General features: G+C 67.4%; 15 protein-coding genes and 1 pseudogene. 10 read left to right on the forward strand and 6 right to left on the reverse strand.

Annotated elements, in window-relative coordinates; all coding sequences use genetic code 11:
• Nucleotides 1-107 precede the first annotated feature (107 nt).
• The gene (locus AC1RRR_RS24670) at nt 108-722 is read left to right on the forward strand and encodes a glutathione S-transferase family protein (RefSeq protein WP_492817089.1); all 615 of its coding nucleotides are present in this window, start codon (nt 108-110) and stop codon (nt 720-722) included.
• Nucleotides 723-816: 94 nt separating this feature from the next.
• Here AC1RRR_RS24670 and AC1RRR_RS24675 read toward each other — a convergent pair whose 3' ends face one another.
• From AC1RRR_RS24675 to AC1RRR_RS24685, 3 genes are all read right to left on the reverse strand, one after another.
• The gene (locus AC1RRR_RS24675) at nt 817-1,704 is read right to left on the reverse strand and encodes a hypothetical protein (RefSeq protein WP_492817091.1); all 888 of its coding nucleotides are present in this window, start codon (nt 1,702-1,704) and stop codon (nt 817-819) included.
• The gene (locus AC1RRR_RS24680; protein ID WP_492817093.1) at nt 1,705-2,463 is read right to left on the reverse strand and encodes a hypothetical protein; all 759 of its coding nucleotides are present in this window, start codon (nt 2,461-2,463) and stop codon (nt 1,705-1,707) included.
• A 107-nt stretch (nt 2,464-2,570) separates the two neighbouring features.
• Entirely contained in the window at nt 2,571-3,518 is a 948-nt protein-coding gene (locus AC1RRR_RS24685; protein ID WP_492817095.1) for a hypothetical protein, read from the reverse strand.
• A 110-nt stretch (nt 3,519-3,628) separates the two neighbouring features.
• On the opposite strand from AC1RRR_RS24685, the gene trmFO reads away from it, so the two are divergent.
• Nucleotides 3,629-5,029 carry a methylenetetrahydrofolate--tRNA-(uracil(54)-C(5))-methyltransferase (FADH(2)-oxidizing) TrmFO gene (trmFO, locus tag AC1RRR_RS24690; RefSeq protein WP_492817097.1) on the forward strand — a complete coding sequence of 467 codons (1,401 nt, stop codon included), beginning with the start codon at nt 3,629-3,631 and terminating at the stop codon, nt 5,027-5,029.
• Between the two features lie 32 nt (nt 5,030-5,061).
• On the opposite strand, the pseudogene AC1RRR_RS24695 reads toward trmFO, so the two are convergent.
• Nucleotides 5,062-5,151 (reverse strand): annotated as a pseudogene (locus tag AC1RRR_RS24695) (hypothetical protein); the annotation flags it as partial.
• Between the two features lie 320 nt (nt 5,152-5,471).
• On the opposite strand from AC1RRR_RS24695, the gene AC1RRR_RS24700 reads away from it, so the two are divergent.
• The 8 genes from AC1RRR_RS24700 (at nt 5,472) to AC1RRR_RS24735 (ending at nt 15,986) form a co-directional block, all read left to right on the forward strand.
• Nucleotides 5,472-8,861: a TonB-dependent receptor gene (locus AC1RRR_RS24700; RefSeq protein WP_492817099.1), complete on the forward strand. Its 3,390-nt coding sequence runs from the start codon at nt 5,472-5,474 to the stop codon at nt 8,859-8,861.
• Nucleotides 8,862-8,974: 113 nt separating this feature from the next.
• Nucleotides 8,975-10,048 (forward strand): mechanosensitive ion channel family protein, encoded by a 1,074-nt coding sequence (locus AC1RRR_RS24705; protein ID WP_492817101.1) that lies wholly within the window; start codon nt 8,975-8,977, stop codon nt 10,046-10,048.
• 150 nt (nt 10,049-10,198) lie between these two features.
• On the forward strand, nt 10,199-11,479 hold the full coding sequence (locus AC1RRR_RS24710) for an allantoate amidohydrolase (RefSeq protein ID WP_492817103.1): 1,281 nt from the start codon (nt 10,199-10,201) through the stop codon (nt 11,477-11,479).
• Complete coding sequence (locus AC1RRR_RS24715; protein WP_492817105.1) at nt 11,476-12,696, forward strand: pyridoxal-phosphate-dependent aminotransferase family protein; 1,221 nt, start codon at nt 11,476-11,478, stop codon at nt 12,694-12,696. The genes AC1RRR_RS24710 and AC1RRR_RS24715 overlap by 4 nt, the downstream gene beginning before the upstream one ends.
• The gene (gene puuE / locus AC1RRR_RS24720) at nt 12,693-13,604 is read left to right on the forward strand and encodes an allantoinase PuuE (protein WP_492817107.1); all 912 of its coding nucleotides are present in this window, start codon (nt 12,693-12,695) and stop codon (nt 13,602-13,604) included. Before AC1RRR_RS24715 ends, puuE begins: the two co-directional genes overlap by 4 nt.
• Nucleotides 13,601-14,125, forward strand: a complete 525-nt coding sequence (gene uraD, locus AC1RRR_RS24725) for a 2-oxo-4-hydroxy-4-carboxy-5-ureidoimidazoline decarboxylase (protein ID WP_492817109.1) — start codon at nt 13,601-13,603, stop codon at nt 14,123-14,125. Before puuE ends, uraD begins: the two co-directional genes overlap by 4 nt.
• Nucleotides 14,125-15,312 (forward strand): urate hydroxylase PuuD, encoded by a 1,188-nt coding sequence (locus tag AC1RRR_RS24730; protein WP_492817111.1) that lies wholly within the window; start codon nt 14,125-14,127, stop codon nt 15,310-15,312. The genes uraD and AC1RRR_RS24730 overlap by 1 nt, the downstream gene beginning before the upstream one ends.
• Nucleotides 15,309-15,986 carry a TetR/AcrR family transcriptional regulator gene (locus tag AC1RRR_RS24735; protein WP_492817113.1) on the forward strand — a complete coding sequence of 226 codons (678 nt, stop codon included), beginning with the start codon at nt 15,309-15,311 and terminating at the stop codon, nt 15,984-15,986. The genes AC1RRR_RS24730 and AC1RRR_RS24735 overlap by 4 nt, the downstream gene beginning before the upstream one ends.
• On the opposite strand, the gene AC1RRR_RS24740 is transcribed toward AC1RRR_RS24735, so the two are convergent.
• Together AC1RRR_RS24740 and AC1RRR_RS24745 are read right to left on the reverse strand one after the other, a co-directional pair.
• A complete protein-coding gene (locus AC1RRR_RS24740) occupies nt 15,983-16,699 on the reverse strand; it encodes a YceI family protein (RefSeq protein ID WP_492817115.1) in 717 nt (238 codons plus the stop codon). The genes AC1RRR_RS24735 and AC1RRR_RS24740 overlap by 4 nt on opposite strands.
• A 112-nt stretch (nt 16,700-16,811) precedes the next feature.
• On the reverse strand, nt 16,812-20,267 hold the full coding sequence (locus AC1RRR_RS24745; RefSeq protein WP_492817117.1) for a calcium-binding protein: 3,456 nt from the start codon (nt 20,265-20,267) through the stop codon (nt 16,812-16,814).
• Between the last annotated feature and the right edge of the window lie 144 nt (nt 20,268-20,411).

Genomic DNA, 20,411 nt, shown 5'->3' on the forward strand with positions numbered 1-20,411 from the left:
TCGACAGTGCCGAACGCGGCTTTATTCACCGGGGTTGCGGTGAGGGCGATCGCGCCTCTAACATCCGTTTGAAAAGCGGCCGCCAGCGCCGCTGAACGGAGGGAACCATGAAGCTCTATGGCGAGGCCATGCCGGCCCCCAATCCGCGCCGGGTACGGATCTTCCTGGCCGAGAAGGGCATCAACGTTCCCGAGATCCCGATCGGCATGCGCCAGGGCGGCCACAAGTCGCCCGAGCACCTGGCGCGCAACAGCCTGGGCCAGGTGCCGACCCTGGAACTGGACGACGGGACCACGATCAGCGAGACGGTCGCCATCTGCCGCTACTTCGAGGTGCTGCATCCCGATCCGCCGCTGTTCGGGGTCACGGCGCTGGAGCAAGCAAATGTCGAAATGTGGATCCGCCGGGCCGAGTTTCGCCTGATGGTGCCCGTCGGCATGTTCTGGCGCCACGCCCACCCGCTGACGGCGCGCCTGCTGAAGCAGAACGTCGAGTTCGGAGAGTCCAACCGTGAGGTCGTCGAACGCGCCCAGCTGTGGCTGGACAAGGAGCTGTCCGACGGCCGCCCCTACCTGACCGGCGAGACCTATACGATGGCCGACATCACCGGCCAGACGACCCTGGACTTCGCCGACTTCACCGGCCTGCACACGCCGGCCGAGGCCAAGCACGTCATCGCCTGGCGCGAGCGGATGGCTTCCCGTCCGAGCGCCGGAGCGTGATCCTCGTCCTTCGACAAGCTCAGGATGAGGATCAATGCTAAGGCCGAAATAGAAACCTCATCCTGAGCTTGTCGAAGGACGAGGTTTCGGGCCCTCAGTCGTGCAGGCCCGCGTCGATCTCGTCCTGGTTCAGGTGGGCGAAGGCGCGGGCCGGGGCGGCGACCAGGATCACGGTCTGCAGGGTCAGGAACACCGGGGCCAGCAGCAGGTTGGCCAGCAGCACCAGGATCAGGCGCGGGTGGCTGGCGACCACGTCGCCGCCGCTCAAGGGGTCGACGCCGCCGCCGACCACATTGCCGATGATGCTGGAGACCGTCGTCCCGATCAGCGAGACCAGCGCCGCCAGGACGATGGCCATGACATACATGCCCAGCAGGCGCAGGAACTGCCCGTGGGTCTGGACCCAGGCCTCGCGAATGTCGATGTGATGGTGCGAGAAGGCGTGCGGCCCCAGCAGCGACAGGCGCACGGCCACCCATAGGGACAGGCCGATCACGGCCAGGGCGCCCAGGGTGGCGAACCACCCGGCCGCCGCGCCCGACAGAAGCGAGGCGCCCAGCACCACCGCGCCGGACGGGATCACCGTCACGCCCAGGGCCGCGGCCCAGGTGATCAGCGAGACGATGAGGAGCTGCAGCTCCTCCTTGCCCAGGCGCAGATAGGCGAAGCGGCTGTTGTTGGGCTCGATCACCGAGCGGATGATCGCCGCCTGCAGCACCGAGGCCAGGGCCAGGGCCACGGCGATCAGCAGCACCATCACCCCGCCCAGGTGGGTGATCAGGTCGAGGATCTCGCGCGGATCAGCCGAGCCGGCGCGTCCGGCCAGGGCCGCGCGGCCCTCGTCGCCCAGCACGATCTTGGCGAATAGGCCCAGGATCGGCAGCATGACCAGCGAGAAGGTCGCCCAGGCCAGCACCGGCAGCGGCTTGCGCCGCATGGTGCGAAGGCCCTCAAGGGCGGCGTCGACGGGACGGACGGACATCTAGGCTTCCTGCGAGACCGCGTGGCGGCGGTAGAAGTGGGCCAGGGCGCCGGTCCAGGCCGGCATGGCGTAGAAATAGGTGCACAGGGCCAGCACCACAGCGGTGACGGGGCCTTGCGGCGCGACGCTCAGGGCGGCGCTGACGACCAGCACCGGCACGGCGACGGCCAGGCCGACGACCAGCAGGGTCGGCACGTGGCCGCGCGTCAGCGGAAAGGCGCTCAGCACCCGGACGCCCGACTGCTCGACCGTGGCCGGGGCCGACAGCGATAGGCGCAGGCCCAGCCAGACCAGGATCGCCAGGCTGCCCAGCGGCGCGATGACCAGGATCAGGCCCGCCGGACCGGCGCTGGCGAAGGCGCCCTGCCAGCCGGCGATGGTGCCGGGATCGAAGTCCGGGGCGGCGGTGCGGGCGACGCCCAGCGCGACGCCGCCGACGATGACCATCAGGATGCAGCCGATCAGGCCCACCAGGCCCAGGATCATCAGTTGAGCCGCCAGCAGCCGCCACTCGTCACGGCCCCAACGCAGACCCTTGAAACCGCCCGCGCGGTCGAAGGCGCGGCGGAACAGAGCCCCCTGGGCGATCACCCCGGCCAGCACGGTGGCGAAGAAACGCAGACCCGGCGGCAGCAGGCCGCCGGCCACGCTGACGATCGCCGCCAGCGCCAGGGCGCCCCAGCAGTCGCGGGTCGCGCCAGTCACGTCGGAAAAGCCCGCGCGCAAGGTCGCGCCGATGCTCGCCGATCCGTCCGCCATCCGATCAAGTCCCTCTTACGCTGGCCGCGCCACGAGTCGCCGCGAGCCCTGGCAATCTATGGCCTGACCGCGGTTCTGGCGATGGCGCCGCGCGGACGCAACCGGATTTAAGCCTCCGCCGGCGCCTCATCGCGCAGCGCCCGGTAGGACGCCGCCCAAGGCGCGCAGAACACGGCCACGACCACCGACGAGAACAGAACCCACAGGGCGCCGCCGGCGGCGATCGCCGGACCCAGCTTGCGGACGATCTCCATCGGCTGTTCGCGCACCAGCGCCTCTGCGGCGCCTGGCTCGAACAGCCAGCTCATCTGGCCGCCCAGCGCGAAGACCCCGCCGAACACTACGCCCAGGAACAGCACCTCAATGCCGATCAGGAAGACGAACAGCAGCAGGGCGACGCCCAGCAGCTTGCCGACCTGGCCCTTGGTGAAGCTCCACGACTCGAACAGCCGAAACTGCTTGTCCACGAAGGTCATCGGCGCGGCCATCGACAGCTTCAGCGCCAGCCAGAAGAACAGGCCCAGCACCAGCAGGCCAACGACGAGGCCGGTCCCGACCATCGCGCTAGCCGAATTGCCGCCGGCGCCCACGCCAACGATCGCCACGATGACCATGGCCAGCAGGGCCACGACGAAGAAGCCGATATAGGCCAGCACGTACTCGACCAGGAAAAGCAAGGTGACCCAGCCCTCACGCGCGCCCAGCCGCAGATAGCCGAACCGCGAGTCCCGCGGCTCCAGCACGGCGCGGAACACCGCGCAGCAGATCACCGCATTCACCGCCGTCGACCAGATCCAGCACACCAGCTGGAACAGCATCATCCCCGACTGCAGCCGCATGAAGCGGGCGAAGGTCTCGGGATCGCTTTGCCCGCCCTGCTGAGCGGCGATCTGCATCAGCACCGCGAAGTCGGGCCGCATGGCCAGCAACAGCAGGTACAGCGGCGCGGCGGTCGCGACCAGCATCGCCAGGCCCCAGCCCAACACCGCCAACGGCTTGCGCCCGATGATCCCGAAACCGGCCGTGGCCGCGTCGCCAACGGAAAACCTCGCCATGCTCCCTCCCATGCTCGCCCTCCTCGCCACCTGGGCGCGAAACACCAGTCCCCTATCGTGAGCCTACACGCAGGTTTCCCCGAGCGACAGCCGGGGTTATAGGCTCGCCCATGACCACGAATTCTACCCTTCAGCCCGTCCACGTCATTGGCGGGGGCCTGGCCGGCTCCGAAGCCGCCTGGCAGATCGCCCAGAGCGGCGTGCCCGTCATCCTGCACGAGATGCGACGCGAGGGCGTCACCACCGACGCCCACAATACCGATGGCCTGGCCGAGATGGTCTGCTCCAACTCGTTCCGTTCGGACGACTGGCAGTTCAACGCCGTGGGCCTGCTGCACGCCGAGATGCGCAAGCTGGACAGCCTGATCATGTCCTGCGCCGACCAGCACCAGGTGCCGGCCGGCGGCGCCCTGGCCGTCGACCGCGACAATTTCTCGGCCGAAGTCACCCGCCGCCTGGAAGCCCACCCGCTGGTCACCATCGTCCGCGAGGAGATCGCCGGCCTGCCGCCGCAAGAGTGGGACAACGTCATCGTCGCCACCGGCCCCCTCACCTCGCAGGCCCTGGCCGAAGCGATCCTGGAGCTGTCGGGCGAAGGCCAGCTGAGCTTCTTCGACGCCATCGCGCCGATCATCCACTTCGAGTCCATCAACATGGACGTCGCCTGGCGCCAGTCGCGCTACGACAAGGAAGGCCCTGGCGGCGACGCGACCGCCTACATCAACCTGCCCATGAACAAAGAGCAGTATGAGGCCTTCATCGACGCCCTGATCGACGGCCCCAAGTCCGAGTTCAAGGAGTGGGAAAACGTCCCCTATTTCGACGGCTGCCTGCCGATCGAGGTGATGGCCGAGCGCGGTCGCGAGACCCTGCGCCACGGCCCGATGAAGCCGGTCGGCCTGACCAATCCGCGCGACCCGACGGTGAAGTCCTACGCCATCGTCCAGCTGCGCCAGGACAACGCCCTGGGCACGCTGTGGAACATGGTCGGCTTCCAGACCAAGCTGAAGCATGGCGTCCAGGCCGAGACCTTCCGGATGATCCCGGGGCTGGAGAACGCCCAGTTCGCCCGCCTGGGCGGCCTGCACCGCAACACCTTCATCAACTCGCCCAAGCTGCTGGACAAGTCGCTGCGCATGAAGGTCGCCCCGCGCCTGCGCTTCGCCGGCCAGGTCACGGGCGTCGAAGGTTATGTCGAGAGCGCCGCCATGGGCCTGCTGACCGGCCGCTTCGCCGCCGCCGACCGCAAGGGCGCCCCGATCGACGCCCCGCCGCCGACCACCGCCCTGGGCGCGTTGGTCGAACACATCACCGGCGGCCACCTGGAAGCCGGCAACGGCCCCGGCAGCTTCCAGCCGATGAACATCAACTACGGCCTCCTGCCGCCGCTCGAAGCGCCCAAGGTCGACGAGGACGGCAAGAAGATCCCGCTCAAGGAACGCGGCCGCGCGAAGAAGCGGCTGATGAGCATCCGGGCGCTGAAGGATCTGGAGGCCTGGGCGGGCCTTTAAGCCCTCTCTTCCGTGTCATCCCGGAAGCGCTATCCGGGACCAAGGGGCCGGCGCAGTGTGGTTGCCCCTGGGTCCCGGCTCTCCGCTGCGCTACGGCCGGGATGACACGCGATTTTCGCGATATCCGCAGCAACACAACCCCTTAAGGGCGCCGCTCCCCACGGCGCCAAAAACCGCCTCATTTGAATTCCGGGTATCGCGCGCCGCCGCGAACTTCCGTTAGAAGTTTCAACCCGTTGATCGCCTAACAACCGGTTATTTCCACCGATCCGAACGGGGCCGGATTACGGCGCTCGTTTTTCGACGAAACTGACAAAGTTTCAAATGACACCGGTTTCTCTTGCGTATGACACCGGTCGCAGTTAGCGGTACCAGCGATTTTTGGGACCAGCCGCGCAAAAACAAGAGCTGGGCCCTTTTCCAACTTTTCCGGGAGGGAACCGTGCAAACTCATTCCAAGCATAGCCGCGCCTGTGCGCTTCTGGCTCAGACCTCGCTGGGCGCGCTGACGCTCGCCGCCGCCCTGAGCTTCTCCAGCGCCGCCCTGGCCCAAGAGCAGGCCGCCCAGCCCGCGCCGGCCCCGGCCGCTGAGCCGGCCGCCGCCGAGCCCGACACCGTCGAGGCTGTCGTCGTCACCGGCTATCGCGCCGCCGTGCAGAGCGCGCTGAACATGAAGCGCAATTCCAGCGTGATGGTCGACGCCATCAACGCCGACGACATCGCCGACTTCCCGGACGCCAACCTCGCCGAGTCCCTGCAGCGCCTGCCGGGCGTCTCGATCGACCGCGAGAACGGCGAAGGCCGCACCATCACCGTCCGCGGCCTGGGCAGCGACTTCACCCGCGTGCGCCTGAACGGCCTGGAAGCCCTGTCGACGGCCGGTCCGTCGAACTCGGGCGACAGCGCCAACCGCTCGCGCGGCTTCGACTTCAACACCTTCGCCTCGGAACTGTTCAGCGCTCTGAAGGTCCAGAAGACCGCCTCGGCCGAGACCGACGAAGGCTCGCTGGGCGCCACGGTCGACCTGGAAACGGGCAAGCCGCTGAACTTCAAGGGCAAGCGCCTGGCCCTGTCGGTGCAGGACGCCTACTACAAGAACGGCGGCACCCACTCGCCGCGCTTCGCCGGCCTGGTCTCGGACCGCTGGGACACCAACTGGGGCCAGTTCGGAGCCCTGTTCTCGGTGGCTTACAACAAGCGCAACCAGATCATCGACAGCTACCAGCGCCAGGCTGGCCAGTCTGACTACACCTATCGTCAGGCCACCTTCCTGGGCACGGGTTCGACCACCGCCACGCCGCGCCGTCAGGGCTTCGCCGCCCCGACCGGCACCTCGTGCAACAACGGCGTGATCCCGGGCGTCAACATCACCAACGCCGCCGTCTGCTCGGCCCTGACCGGCTCGAACCCGACCGCCTACAACCTGGTCAACAACCCGGCCAGCGCCACGGTCGTCGGCTCGGGCATCACCGCCCCCGGCGCCCTGACCCGCATCCCGGCCCTGGCCACGCTGAACCAGCAGGACCTGGACCAGAAGCGCACCGGCCTGACCGGCGCCCTGCAATGGCGTCCGACCAGCCGCACCACGATCTCGCTGGACTGGGTCTATTCGGAGCTGGAGCAGTCGTCGGTCAACTATCAGGTCCAGACCGTCGGCCTGAACCGCAACAACACCAACGCCGCCCTGAACACCATCACCGCCGGCGACACCGCCGCGGCCAAGCGCGCCCTGTACGCCAGCTGCACGGCCCGCGCCGCCAGCGCGATCCAGGACGCCATCGACTGCGGCCAGTCCATGAACGGCGGCGGCCTCGTCGCCGGCATGACCAACAGCTACAACCCGTACAACCTGGATCCGTACGACTACTACAACAACCCGGGTTCGGTGGGTTACGTGGCCGATCCGACCGGCACGGCCATGCTGACGCAGTTCATCGGCCGCCCGTCGGTCCGCCTGATCGACGCCGCGCTCTCACCCACGGGCGCGAACGCCGACTACCTGAAGCTGGGCAATGTCGACCTGCGCTCGGCCGCCGACGCGTCGTTCTTCACGACCTACTTCCGTCAGTCGTCGCTGAAGCTGGAACACGAGTTCAACGACAACCTGTCGATGGTCGCCGTCTACGGTAAGTCCTCGTCGAACAACAAGACGCAGGGCCTGCTGGCCGACTTCATCCGTCTGGACAGCGGCCAGGGCGTGGCCGGCAACGACTACGTCACCTATGACGCCCGCGGCGGCGGCGACATGCCGGTGCTGAACCTGGGCTTCGACGCCACCCAAGCCAATGCCTGGGACTTCGTGAAGGGCTACTCGGCCCTGCGCAACTACCAGCGCTACACCCGCAACGACTACGAGACGATGCGCGTGGACTTCAAGTACGACCTGGACAGCGACACCAGCGTCAAGTTCGGCATCAGCCAGCGCAAGTACGGCTTCTCGACCTCGGAATATCGCCGCCTGACCGGCGAGACCCTGAACCCCAGCCTGAAGGAAGCCGGCTCGAACGTCGCGGCCGTCAGCAAGGTCATCAACTGGGGCACCGGCCTGAAGGTGCCGGAAGGCACCACGACCGCGTTCCTGGCTCCCGACCTGCAGAAGATGACCGACCTGTTCGGCTTCAACTGCAACTGCATCAACAAGTACGGCGACTGGCGTCTGTCGTACCTGGCCAGCGCGGCCAACCGCTATTCGGTCGACGAGAAGGACACCAGCGCCTACGTCCAGTTCGACTTCAACACCCAGCTGTTCGGTCGCGAGCTGCGCGGCAATGTCGGCACGCGCTACGCCCTCACCGAGGTCAATTCGGACGGCCTGACCAACAGCTCGCGTCCGATCTCGGGCTCGAACAAGTACCACGACATCCTGCCGTCGATGAACGTGTCGTACGAGCTGCATGAGAACCTGCTGCTGCGCTTCGGCGCCGCCAAGGTCATGGCCCGTCCGCTGCTGGCCAACCTGGCGCCGAACGTCACCGCCATCAGCGTGCCGACCAACGGCGCCACGGTCGGCGGCTCGCTGACGGTCGGCAACCCGAAGCTGGATCCGTTCCGCGCCACCAACCTGGACCTGTCGCTGGAATGGTACTTCGCCCCGGGCGCCCTGGTCTCGGTCGCGGTGTTCAACAAGGACATCTCGAGCTTCCCGCAGACCCTGGTGTCGTCGGCCACGCTCAGCTCGATCATGGACGCCGACGCCATCGCGGCCCTGCGTGCGGCCCAGACCAACGCTCAAGCCGTCGCCTACATCGACAACAACAACCCGTTCGACGTCCGCCAGTTCGGCAACGCGCCGGGCGGCTACATCCGCGGCATCGAGTTCAACTACCAGCAGAACCTCACGTTCCTGCCCTGGTACTTCAAGAACCTGGGCGTCCAGTTCAACGCCACGCACCTGGAGTCGGAACTCGACTACATCGTGAACCCGGCCAACGCCCGCCTGGGCACGCCGGCGATCACCGCCAAGGGTCCGTTCACGGGCGCCTCGCCGGACGCCTTCAACTTCACGGTCTTCTATGAAGTCGAGAAGTTCAGCGTTCGCCTGTCGTCGGCCTATCGCGCCAAGTACCGCACGCAGTACCCGATCGCGACCGGCACCTGCGACCCGGGCTTCTGCGACAGCCCGCTGGTCAACGACTTCCTGGGCAACAGCAGCACGTTCAACCTGGACGGCTCGGCGACCTACAAGTTCAACAAGTACCTGACCCTGTCGGTCGACGCCCTGAACCTGACGAACCAGGCCGAGAACCGCTGGGCCTACCAGAACGACCCGGTCGCCACGCGCTACGCCGCCGTGGGCCGCTCGATCTTCGCGGGCATCCGGTTCGTCTACTAGTTTCCTCCCAAAGCGTTATTTCCTCCCAACGCTTGACTTGGGCCGCGCCGGATCACCGGCGCGGCCCTTTCTTTTGGTCGGAGCCTTTCGCGGTTGCGAGACGTTCGGGCGGGATGACCCAACTTCAGACCTGGATCGCCGCCTTCGGCTGGGCGCCGCCGTGGCTGGTCAGCACGGTGCTGATCGCTGTGGCCGTCGTGGTCGCCTTGGCGGTTCACGCCGTCGTCGTGCGGATCGTCCGGCACGCCATCTCGCGCCACAGCGAATTCTGGCAGCCGCTGATCGCCCGCACGCGGCGGCCGACGCGGATGGCCTTCATCGTCGCGGCCTTGGGCCCTGCCGTCTCCGCCGCCCCCCTCACTGTCGCCCAGGCCGCGGGCGCCAAGCATGTGCTGCTGGTGCTGTTCATCCTGCTGCTGGGCTGGATGGCCATGACCGCGCTCGACATCGGCGCGGCCCTCTATCTCCGAGGCTTCAAGGTCGACGTCGAGGACAACCTGCTGGCCCGCAAGCACGTGACCCAGGTGCGGATCCTGCGGCGGGCCGTGGCCATCCTGGTCGGCATCTTCACCCTGGCCCTGGCGCTGATGACCATCCCCGGCGTGCGGCAGTGGGGCGTCAGCCTGCTGGCCGCCGGCGGCGCGGCGTCGCTGATCGTCGGCCTGGCCCTACAGCCGCTTCTGACCAACCTGATCGCCGGCATCCAGATCGCCGTCACCCAGCCGATCCGCATCGACGACGCCGTGATCGTCGAGAAGGAATGGGGGAACATCGAGGAGATCAACGCCACCTACGTCGTCGTGCGCCTGTGGGACTGGCGACGGATGGTGCTGCCGCTCAGCTACTTCATCCAGACCCCGTTCCAGAACTGGACCCGCGAGAGCGCCGCCCTGATCGGCACGGCCATGCTGTATGTCGATCCCGCCGCGCCCGTCGACCGCCTGCGTTCGAAGCTGGAAGAGATCGCCAAGGCCTCGCCCCTGTGGGATGGCAAGGTGGTCAATCTGGCCGTCACCGACCTGACCGCCGAGGTCATGGAAGTCCGCTGCCTGGTCAGCGCCCGCAACGCGCCCAAGACCTTCGACCTGCGTTGCGAAGTGCGCGAAAAGATGATGGCCTTCCTGCGCGATGAGCTGCCGGACGCCTTCCCCAAGCGCCGCCTGGCCCTGGCGGCCGGCGAGGCCTGAGCCGCTCCGCCCTTCCGCAAGTAAGCGAATTATGACTTAACAGGAGGCGCCGCCGTCTCGACATGGCGCGCGCGCGGGCGCCTGGCGGGATCCTTTCCCTTCGGCGCTTGTCGCGGATGAATGGCGGGCGCAGCCTGCTAGGGTCTTGGGATGGAAGCGGACGTGACCGTGGGTTTCGACATCGGCGCCCAAACCTTGGGAGTAAGAGCTAAGGCTCGCTGCGACGCGCTCGGCCTGCCGCCTTACAGCGAGGTCGAGGGCCAGCTGACGCGTCGGTTCCTGACCCCCGCGCATGAGGCCGCCCTGACCACCCTGTCCGGCTGGATGCTGGAAGCCGGCATGAGCGTGCGCCGCGACGCCGCCGCCAACCTGATCGGCCGTTACGAGGGCGAGCTGCCCGGCGAGAAGGCGCTGATCATCGGCTCGCACATCGACAGCGTCCGCAACGGCGGGCGGTATGATGGGCCGCTGGGGATCATGCTGGGCGTCGACGTGGTCGAGACGCTGAACCGCGCCGGCCGCCGCCTGCCCTTCGCGATCGAGGTCGTGGCGTTCGGCGACGAGGAAGGCTCGCGCTTCCCTGCCTCGATGAGCTGCAGCCGGGCGATCGCCGGGACGCTGGACCCGAGCGCGTTGGAGATGAAGGACGCTGACGGTGTGTCGGTCGCGGAAGTCTTGAAGGCGTTCGGCGGCGATCCGGACAACATCGCCAGCGCCGCTCGCAAGCCCGAAGCCGTGCTGGCCTTCCTGGAAGCCCATATCGAACAGGGCCCGGTTCTGGAGGCCGAGGGCCTGGCCCTGGGCGTCGTCACCGCCATTGCCGCGCAGAAGCGGTTGATGGTGCGGATCGAGGGCACGGCGGGTCACGCCGGCACGACGCCGATGAACCTGCGCAAGGACCCCGGCCCCGCCGCCGCCGAGGCGATCCTGGCCCTGGAGCGGATCTGCCGCGCCGGGACCGATGGTCTGGTCGGCACGGTCGGCCGCATGACCGCCCTGCCCGGCGCGTTCAACGTCATCCCCGGCGCCATCGAGTTCTCGATGGATATCCGCGCCGAAACCTCGGCCGTCCGCGACGAGGCGGTGCTCACCATCGGCGCCGAGATCCACGCCATCGCCGCCAAGCGCGGTCTTCGGGCCGAGGTCAACCTGATGCAGGCCCTGGCCGAGAGCCCCTGCGATCCGTCCCTCATGAGCCTGCTGGAAGATGCAGTCGGCGATCTCGGTCTGCCCGTCCGCCGCCTGCCCTCGGGCGCGGGCCACGACGCCATGGTGATGGCCGACCTGTGCCCCACCGCCATGCTGTTCATCCGCTGCGAGGGCGGAATCAGCCACAACCCGGCCGAAGCCGTCACCGAGGCCGACTGCGCCCTGGCGGCCCAGGCCATGCTCCTTTTCATCGACAAGCTAGAACGACGCGAACGCGCATGACCGAGACTTTCAAAGAACTGGACCACCCCGCCCGCCTGCTGATGGGGCCCGGCCCGATCAACGTGCACCCGCGCGTGCTGCGGGCCATGTCGGTGCAGCTGCTGGGCCAGTTCGATCCCGAGTTCACCGGCTACATGAACGAGGTCATGAGCCTCTATCGCGGGGTGTTCGAGACCCAGAACCAATGGACGTTCCTGATCGACGGCACCTCTCGCGCCGGGATCGAGGCGGCGCTGGTTTCGACGCTGTCGCCGGGCGACGACGTGGTGGTGATCAACGCGGGGCGCTTTGGCCTGCTGCTGGCCGAGATCGCCGAGCGCTGCGACGCCAAGGTCACCTTCGTCGAGGGCGAGTGGGGCAAGGTGGTCGATCCACAGGCCGTCGAGGACGCCGTCGCCCGCGTGAAGCCGCGCCTGGTCGCCTGCGTGCACGGCGACACCTCGACCACCATCGCCCAGCCGATCGAAGTCATCGGCGAGATCTGCCGCCGCCACGACGCGCTGCTCTATGTCGACGCCACCGCGACGCTGGGCGGCATGAGCGTCCCCGCCGACAAATGGCAGGCCGACATCGTCACCGCCGGCTTGCAGAAGTGCATGGGCGGCCCCTCGGGCTCGGCCCCGATCACGATCAGCGACCGCGCCGCCGACCACATCTTCGGCCGCCGCCATGTCGAGAAGGGCCTGGCGACGCCCGGGACGAGCGGCAACGGCCGGCGCATCGCCTCCAACTACTTCGATCTGGCGATGATCATGGACTACTGGTCCGACAAGCGCCTGAACCACCACACCGAGGCCGCGAGCATGCTGTTCGCGGCTCGCGAGTGCGCTCGCATCGTGCTGGAAGAAGGCCTCGAAACCCGCTTCGTCCGCCACCGCCAGGCGGGTGCGGCGATGGTCGCTGGGATCGAAGCGCTGGGACTCGAAGTCTATGGCGACCAGGCCCACAAGATGACCAACGTCACCGGCGTGATCGCCCCGAGCGGCGTCGACTACGACCGCGTCAAAGCCCGCATGCGCACCGAGTTCGAGATCGAGATCGGCGCGGCTTTCGGGCCCCTGGCCGGCAAGATCTGGCGCATCGGCACCATGGGCGTGAACGCCCGTAAGCACGCGGTTCTCCAGACCCTCGCGGGCCTGGAAGCGGTGCTGCGCTGGGAAGGCTTCAAGGCCCCCGCCGGCGCCGGCGTCGACGCGGCGGCGAAGGTGCTTGGATGAGCTATCCGAGAGACCTGATCGGCTACGGCGAACACCCGCCCCAGGCCAACTGGCCAAACGGCGCGCGCGTGGCTGTGCAGTTCGTGCTGAACTACGAGGAAGGCGCCGAGCGGTCGATCCTGCATGGCGACCCTGTCTCCGAGTTCTTTCTGTCGGAAATGGTCGGCGCTCAGCCCATCCAGGGCATGCGCAACATGTCGATGGAGAGCCTGTACGAATACGGCTCGCGCGCCGGCTTCTGGCGGATCCGGCGACTGTTCGAGGAGTACCAACTGCCGCTGACCGTGTTCGGCGTCGCCCAGGCCATGGAGCGCCATCCCGACGCGGTCGAGGCGATGATGACGTCTGGCTGGGAGATCGCCACCCACGGCTATCGCTGGATCGACTACCAGCACTTCACGCCCGAGCAGGAACTGGAGCACATCCAGCAGGCCATCGAGATCCAGACGCGTCTGACCGGCGAGCGCCCCCTAGGCTGGTACCAGGGCCGCACCAGCCCCAACACCGCCCGCCTGGTCGCCGAGGAAGGCGGCTTTCTCTACGACGCCGACAGCTATGCCGACGATCTTCCGTACTGGGACGACCAGCATGGCCGCGCCCAGCTGATCGTGCCCTACACGCTGGAAGCCAACGACATGCGCTTCACGGCGGCGCAGGGGTTCAACACCGGCGAGCAGTTCTTCACCTATCTGCGCGACGCCTTCGACGCCCTGTACCTGGAGGGCGAGACCGCGCCGAAGATGATGAGCGTCGGCCTGCACTGCCGCGTGGTCGGCAAGCCCGGCCGCATCGGCGCCCTGCGGCGGTTCCTGGAACACATCACCCGCCACGACCGCGTCTGGGTGGCCAAGCGCATCGACATCGCCCGCCACTGGATCGCGACCCATCCGTACGGAGGCCAAGCATGAGCGGCGCCCCGCCCCTGACGCTGTCGCGCTTGAACAGCATGAACCAGACAGGCTTCACCACCGCGCTTGGGTTCGCCTTCGAGCTGTCCCCCTGGGTCGTCGAGCGCGCCTGGAGCGAGCGGCCGTTCGCCAGCGTCGAGGCCCTGCACGACACGATGATGGCCGTGCTCGACGCCGCGCCCCTCGCCGACAAGCTGGCCCTGATCCGCGCCCACCCGGAACTGGCGGGCAAGGCCGCGATCGCCAAGCAGCTGACGGCCGAGAGCACGTCCGAGCAAGCCAGCGCCGGCCTCGATCGCCTGACGCCCGAGGAGTTCACCCGCTTCCACGAGCTGAACGCCGCCTACGGCCAGCGCTTCGGCTTTCCGTTCATCATCGCCGTGCGGCTGAACGACAAGGCCTCGATCCTGGCCGCCATGCAGGCGCGCCTGGTCCACGACGAGGCGGCTGAGATCGCCGAGGCGATCAAGCAGATCGGCCTGATCTCGAAACTTAGGCTGCTGGACGCGGTGACCGCCTGATGGACTACGATTTCGCCGCCTGGACCGGCATGGCGCTGCGCTGGCTACACGTGGTGGCCGGCGTGGCCTGGATCGGCGCGTCCTTCTACTTCGTCTGGCTCGACAACAATCTGCGCGATCCCAACCCGCCCAAGGACGGCGTGAAGGGCGAGCTGTGGGCCGTGCACGGCGGCGGCTTCTACCATTCGCAGAAGTACATGGTGGCCCCGGCCCACATGCCCGAGCACCTGCACTGGTTCAAATGGGAGGCCTACACCACCTGGCTGTCGGGCTTCGCCCTGCTGACCGTGCTCTACTATGTCGGCGCGCCGGTCTATCTGATCGACCCGGCCAAGCATGCGTTCACGCAGCCCCAGGCGATCGCCACCGGCCTGGCCTTCATCTTCGGCGGCCTGGCGGTTTACGAGGCCCTGTGCCGCTCGCCGTTGGGCAAGAACGGCAAGCTGTTCGGCGTGGTCTGGTTCGCCACCCTGACGGCGGCGACTTGGGCGCTGACCCAGATCTTCTCCGACCGCGGCGCCTTCATTCACGTGGGCGCGATCATCGGCACCTGCATGGTCGGGAACGTCTTCCTGATCATCATCCCCAACCAGCGCAAGATCGTCGCCGACATGCTGGCCGGCCGGCCCGTCGACCCGCGCCTGGGGGCCATGGGCAAGCAGCGGTCGGTGCACAACACCCACATGACCCTGCCGGTCATCTTCATCATGATCAGCAACCACTATCCGGCCGTCTCGGGACACCCGAAGGCCTGGCTGCTGCTGGCCCTGATCAGCGCCGGCGCGATCTCGATCCGCTACTTCTTCATCCAGCGCCACTTCGGCAAGATCCGGCACGAGTTCCTGTTCTACGGGGCCATGCTGATCTTCGGCGCGACGGCCATCGCCAGCATCAAGCCCAAGCCGGCGATGGAGATCACGGCCCAGGTCCCTTTCACCACCGCCGAATCGATCATCCAGAAGCACTGCGTCACGTGCCATGCCGCGACGCCCACTCACCCGGGCTTCTCGGCGCCCCCGCTGGGCGCGAGCTTCGACAACCCTGAGCATATCCGCACCTATGCCCCGAAAATCCGTGAACGGGCGGTTCTTTCCACCTCCATGCCCCTTGGCAACGAGACCGGCATGACCGTAGAGGAGCGGGCCCAGCTGGGCGCCTGGATCAATCAGGGAGCCAAGATCCCGTGACCGACGCCGTCCTGGACGCGAACAAGACCGACGACTCGGGGAACGCGCCGCGTAAGCGCAACGCCGAACGCACAAGGAAGGCGATCCTCGCCGCGGCCCTCAAGGAGTTCGCCCAGGCGGGTTTCGCGGGGGCCCGGATCGAGAAGATCGTCAAGGCCGCCAAGTGCAACATCCGGATGCTGTACCACTACTTCGGGGACAAGAAGGGCCTGTACATGGCCGTCCTCGAAAGCGCCTACATGGACCTGCGGGCGCGTGAGGCCGAGCTGAAGATCGACTTCGACAAGCCGCTGGAAGGCTTCCTCGAGCTGCAGCGCTTCACCTTCGACTATTTCGAGAAGAACCCCCGCTTCGAGGGCCTGCTGCGCAACGAGAACCTGCAGCACGGCAAGTTCGCCGCCCAGTCGCGCGTGGTGACCGAGACCGCCTTCCCGCTGCGCCACACCATGGAGCGGTTGATCGAGAGCGGCCAGAAGCAGGGCGTGTTCGGGCCCAACCTGGACCCGGTGCAGATCTACGTGACCATCGCGGCCATGAGCCGCTTCCACCTGGCCAACGGCTATTCTCTGTCGGCGACCTTGGACACCGACATGACCGCGCCCGAGTGGCGCAGGGCGCGGCTGGACCACGCCCTGGCCTTGCTCGAAGCCTACCTCACGCGCGGGGCGCGTTAGGTCGCGGGCGGGGTCGCAGGCGCCGGAGCGGTCGCCAGGGCCGGACCGCTGAATTCGCTTTCGATGATGACCTGGACCTCGTCGCTGACGCCCATGGTCGTGCCAGGCGCCGGCACGCCGTAGGCGATGCCGAAGTCAGAACGCTTGAACGTGCCCTTGGCCGAGAAGCCGACGCGGGCGTGCGGGTCCATCGGATGGCCGACATAGCCGCCGTTGTAGGTGACATCGAGGGTCACCGGCTTGGTGACGCCGTGCAGGGTCAGGTCGCCCGTCACCTTGCCGGTGTCGGGCCCGGTGGTCTCGACCTTGGTCGACTTGAAGGTGATGGCCGGATAGGTCGCCGTGTTCAGCCACTGCGCGCCGGTCAGCTCGGCCAGGAAGCCCTCTGGCGGGGCCGGCAGGGTCAGCGACTTGGGATCGATCGTCGCCTCCAGCGCGCTGACGCCGGCGTTGTTCTGGTCGAACTTCAGCTTGGCGTCGAAATTGGCGAAGGCGGCGGTGTAGTTCGAAAAGCCCAGGTGGCTGACGCGGAACACCAGCGTCGAATGGGCCTTGTCCAGCGTGTAGTCGCCGGCGGGGATATCGGCCTTGGGCGGCTTGGGCGTGGTGGCGGTCGGCGCGGCGGCGGCGGGCGCCTCGGCCTTCTTCTCGGCGGTCTGGGGCGAACAGGCGGCCAGCGCCAAGAGCGCCACGACGGGCAGAACAGACTTCATACGCTTCCCTCCAACGGAGCCGGTCTCACGCGCCGGCGTTCTGGCGGAAGCGAACGCGCCCCCACACTGACCGTAGGTCAACGTGGGGACGCGGCAGAGGTTGCGGAACCCCCTACGAGAGGAAGTTCTGCTCGCTGATCATGCTGAGGTCGACGCCCACCAGCTTCACGACGTTCTCCGGACCGGCGCTGTTGGCGGTCGTGACGGCGACGAACACATAGACGTCGGTGCCGACCTGAACGCTGGTGAAGTGCCGCGCGGTCGTGCCCGACCAGACCTTGGCGATCTCCTGGGCCTCGGAATAGGTGTTGACGGCGAACTCGCGATAGGTCGAAGCGAACGGCGCCGCGCCGAAGGCCAGCTTGTCGATGGACTGGAAGTCCATGATCGCATCGACGCCTTTGCCCACGTCGTTCGTGGCGTAAGACTCCCAGAACCCGAACTTGAAGATGTCCGCGCCGGCGCCGCCGTACAGGATGTCGACGCCCGAACCGCCATCGAGCGTGTCGGCGCCGTCGCCGCCGATCAGCAGGTCGTTGCCGTCCCCGCCAGACAGCTGGTCGTCATTCGCGCCGCCGTACAGCGTGTCGGCGCCAAGGCCGCCCGACAGGATGTCGGCGCCGCCGTTGCCGTAGAGCGTGTCGGAAGTCGCCCCGCCCGTGAGCGTATCGTTGGCGGCGCCACCGATCGTCACGACCGTGGCCTCGACCGGCTTGAGGCCCAACATGTTGACCAGGACAGCGCCCGTATCGCCGAAGATCAGCATCCGGTCGCCGCTGTCGCTCAGCGAGACATGATTGCCGTAGGCGCTGGAATGATCCGTCGGCTGGCCCGCATCGATGTCCACGCCCAGGGCGTAGGTCTGCTCGAGCCCCCAGGTCGAGGTCGAGAACTGGTACACGCGGTCCTGCGTCGCTTCGACGACGAACAGGTGCCGGCCGTCGGTGCTGAAGTCCATCCCGTAGACCGCCGAGACCTCGGGGTGCGACGACAGCAGGTCCAGCCGGAAGTCCAGGACCTTGTCATAGATCACGATCTGGCCGTCGACGGCCTGGGCGATGATCGAACCGTCCCCGTTGATGGCCTGGACGCCGACGTTCCCGTTCGAATAGCCGGACGAGTAGTGCATGCGGGTCGTGAAGCCGCCGCCCAACGTGAAGATGTTGATATCGGCGCTGCTGATGCCCGCGGGCGCGATCAGCACCTGGTCGCGGTCGAAGCTGCTGGACAGCGCGCCGCTCTGGAAGAAGCTCGCACCGGTCACCATGAAGCCGCCCGTGGTCGGGTTCAGCGTCGTCAGGCCGGTAAAGCCCGAGCCGGCATAGTCCTGGGTGAGGACGATCGTGCCGTCGCTCATGAACGCGGCGTCCGCGAAACCGCGATCCGCGCCGGTCACCGTGGTCGAATAGTCCCTCACGGTGTGGGTCTCGAGGTCCACGACGTGGACCTTGGCGGTGGCGCGGTCCTCCGTCCAGATCGAACCCTTGACCAAGTTTTCCACCTGGTGCTCGGCCGCGACCAGATAGCGGCCGTCCGCCGAGACGGACAGACCGCCCAGGTCCGCGCCCACCTTCAGACGGAAGCTGAGCTGCCCCGTCGTGGTGTCGATCACCGAGACGTAGCCGTCCTTGTCCGAGACATAGGCCGTGCGGCCGTCGTCCGAGAGGACGGCGTCGCGCAGGTCGCCGGTGGCCGAGGCGATGATGGTCTTGGGCTTCAGCACCTCGTCCAGCGTCACCGTCGCGGTCGACGGCGACAGCGTCACCGTCTTGTCGGAGAACTTCAGGGTTTCGATGTTGAGCAGGGTGTCGACGCCGTCGATGCCGGCGACCGTCCAGGTCCCGTTGGCGTTGCGGGTCCAGGTGTAATCCTTGGACGAGCCCATGGCGTAGATCGCGGTGTCGGCGCCAGCGCCGCCATCGAGGATATCGTCGCCATAACCGCCTTCGAGGCTGTTCGCGCCCGCGTCGCCGATCAGAACATCGCCGAAGCTGGAGCCCTTGAGGCCTTCAAAGCCCTTCAGGATGTCGAAGCCCTGGGAGCGCGTGTCCTGGGCCGCGCCCTGCTTGGTCAGATCGACCCGGACCCCGCCGACCGCGCGGTCGTAGGACGCGATGTCGAAGCCCGCGCCGCCGTCTAGCAGGTCATCCCCGAGGAGGCCGTTCAGGACGTTGTTCTTGGCGTCGCCGATGATCGTGTCGCTCAAGCCCGTCCCGATGACGTTCTCGACGCCCTGGATCTCAACATAGCCCTGCAGGCCCGTGCCCTGGCGACCGGTGAGGTTCAGGTCGATCGTTGCGCCCTGATCGGCGCCGAGGCCATTCATCAGCCACACCGTGTCCACGCCCTCGCCGCCGCGCACGACGACGTCGCTCATCGTGTTGGACAGCATGAACATGTCGTCGCCGTCGCCGCCCTCCAGGGTGGCCGAACCGATGTTGGAGAAGGTCAGGGTGTCGTTGCCGGCGCCGCCGACCAGCAGCTCGCCATTGCTGGTCGCGCTGGTCACCAGGCGATCGTCGCCGTCGCCGCCGTCCAGGGTGTCGTTGCCGCCCACGCCCAGCAGGACGTCGTCGCCGCCAGCGCCGAACAGATAGTTCTCCGCGGCGTTGCCCAGGAAGACGTCGTTGAATTCCGAGCCCATCACGGCCTCGATCGAAACCAGCTTGTCGCCGGACTCGGCCCAGCCCTTGACGCCGGATTGGTCGAACAGCTGGAGATCGATCCAGACGCCCTTTTCGCTGAAGCCGTAGTCGACCGTGTCGAAACCGTCGCCGCCGTTGATGATGTCGTCGCCAAGACCACCCGACAGGTGGTCGTCGCCCGCGCCGCCGTACAGCTGGTCGTTGCCGTCCGAGCCCCACAGGTAGTTGTCCTTGGCGTCGCCGGTCAGGACGTCGTCGAACTTGCTCCCGTACAGCAGCTCGACGCCGGTGATGGTGTCGGTCCCCGCTCCGCCGGTGTTCTGGGCCGTGGTCTTGTTCAGATCGACGGTGACGCCGGCCGTGGCGTTCTCGTACGAGCTCCAGTCGTCGCCGGCACCGCCCTTGATGATGTCGTCGCCCGCGCCGCCGACCATGTAGTCGTCGCCGTCGCCGCCATCCAGGACGTCGTTGCCGGCGTCGCCCCACAGGGTGTCGTTGCCCTTGCCGCCGCTGATCGTGTCGTTGCCGGCGTCGCCCACCAGCATGTTGTCGCCGGCGTTGCCCGTCAGGGTGTCGTTGAAGGCCGAGCCGTAGACGTTCTCGATCGAGGTCAGCTTGTCGGTCCCGCCGCCGACGGTGTTCTGCGTGCCGGTGATGTTCAGGTCGACCTTCACCCCGGCCGTGGCGTCCTCGTAGGCCGCCCAGTCGTTGCCGTCGCCGCCGTCGAGGGTGTCATTGCCCGCGCCGCCCAGCAGGTAGTCGTCGCCGGCCCCGCCTTGCAGGGTGTCGTTGCCGTCGTGTCCGGCCAGGACGTCATCGCCCGCCAGGCCCTTCAGCGTGTCGTTGCCGCCGAAGCCGTAAATCGTGTCGCTGTCCGCGCCGCCCGTCAGGGTGTCGGCGTTTTGCGTGCCTTGCAGATCCATCTTTTTACGTCCCCAACCTGAACACAACCGAAGCGTGACCTAGGGACTGCAAAGCTGGCGCCGAACCGCATTCAGCCTTTTGGGGAGAATTAAGGACGAAACCCGTCGCCCTGGGCGCGAACTGTGCCGCTTCGGCACATGCAG

The sequence above is a fragment of the Caulobacter sp. GW821-FHT12D05 genome (assembly GCF_058807295.1).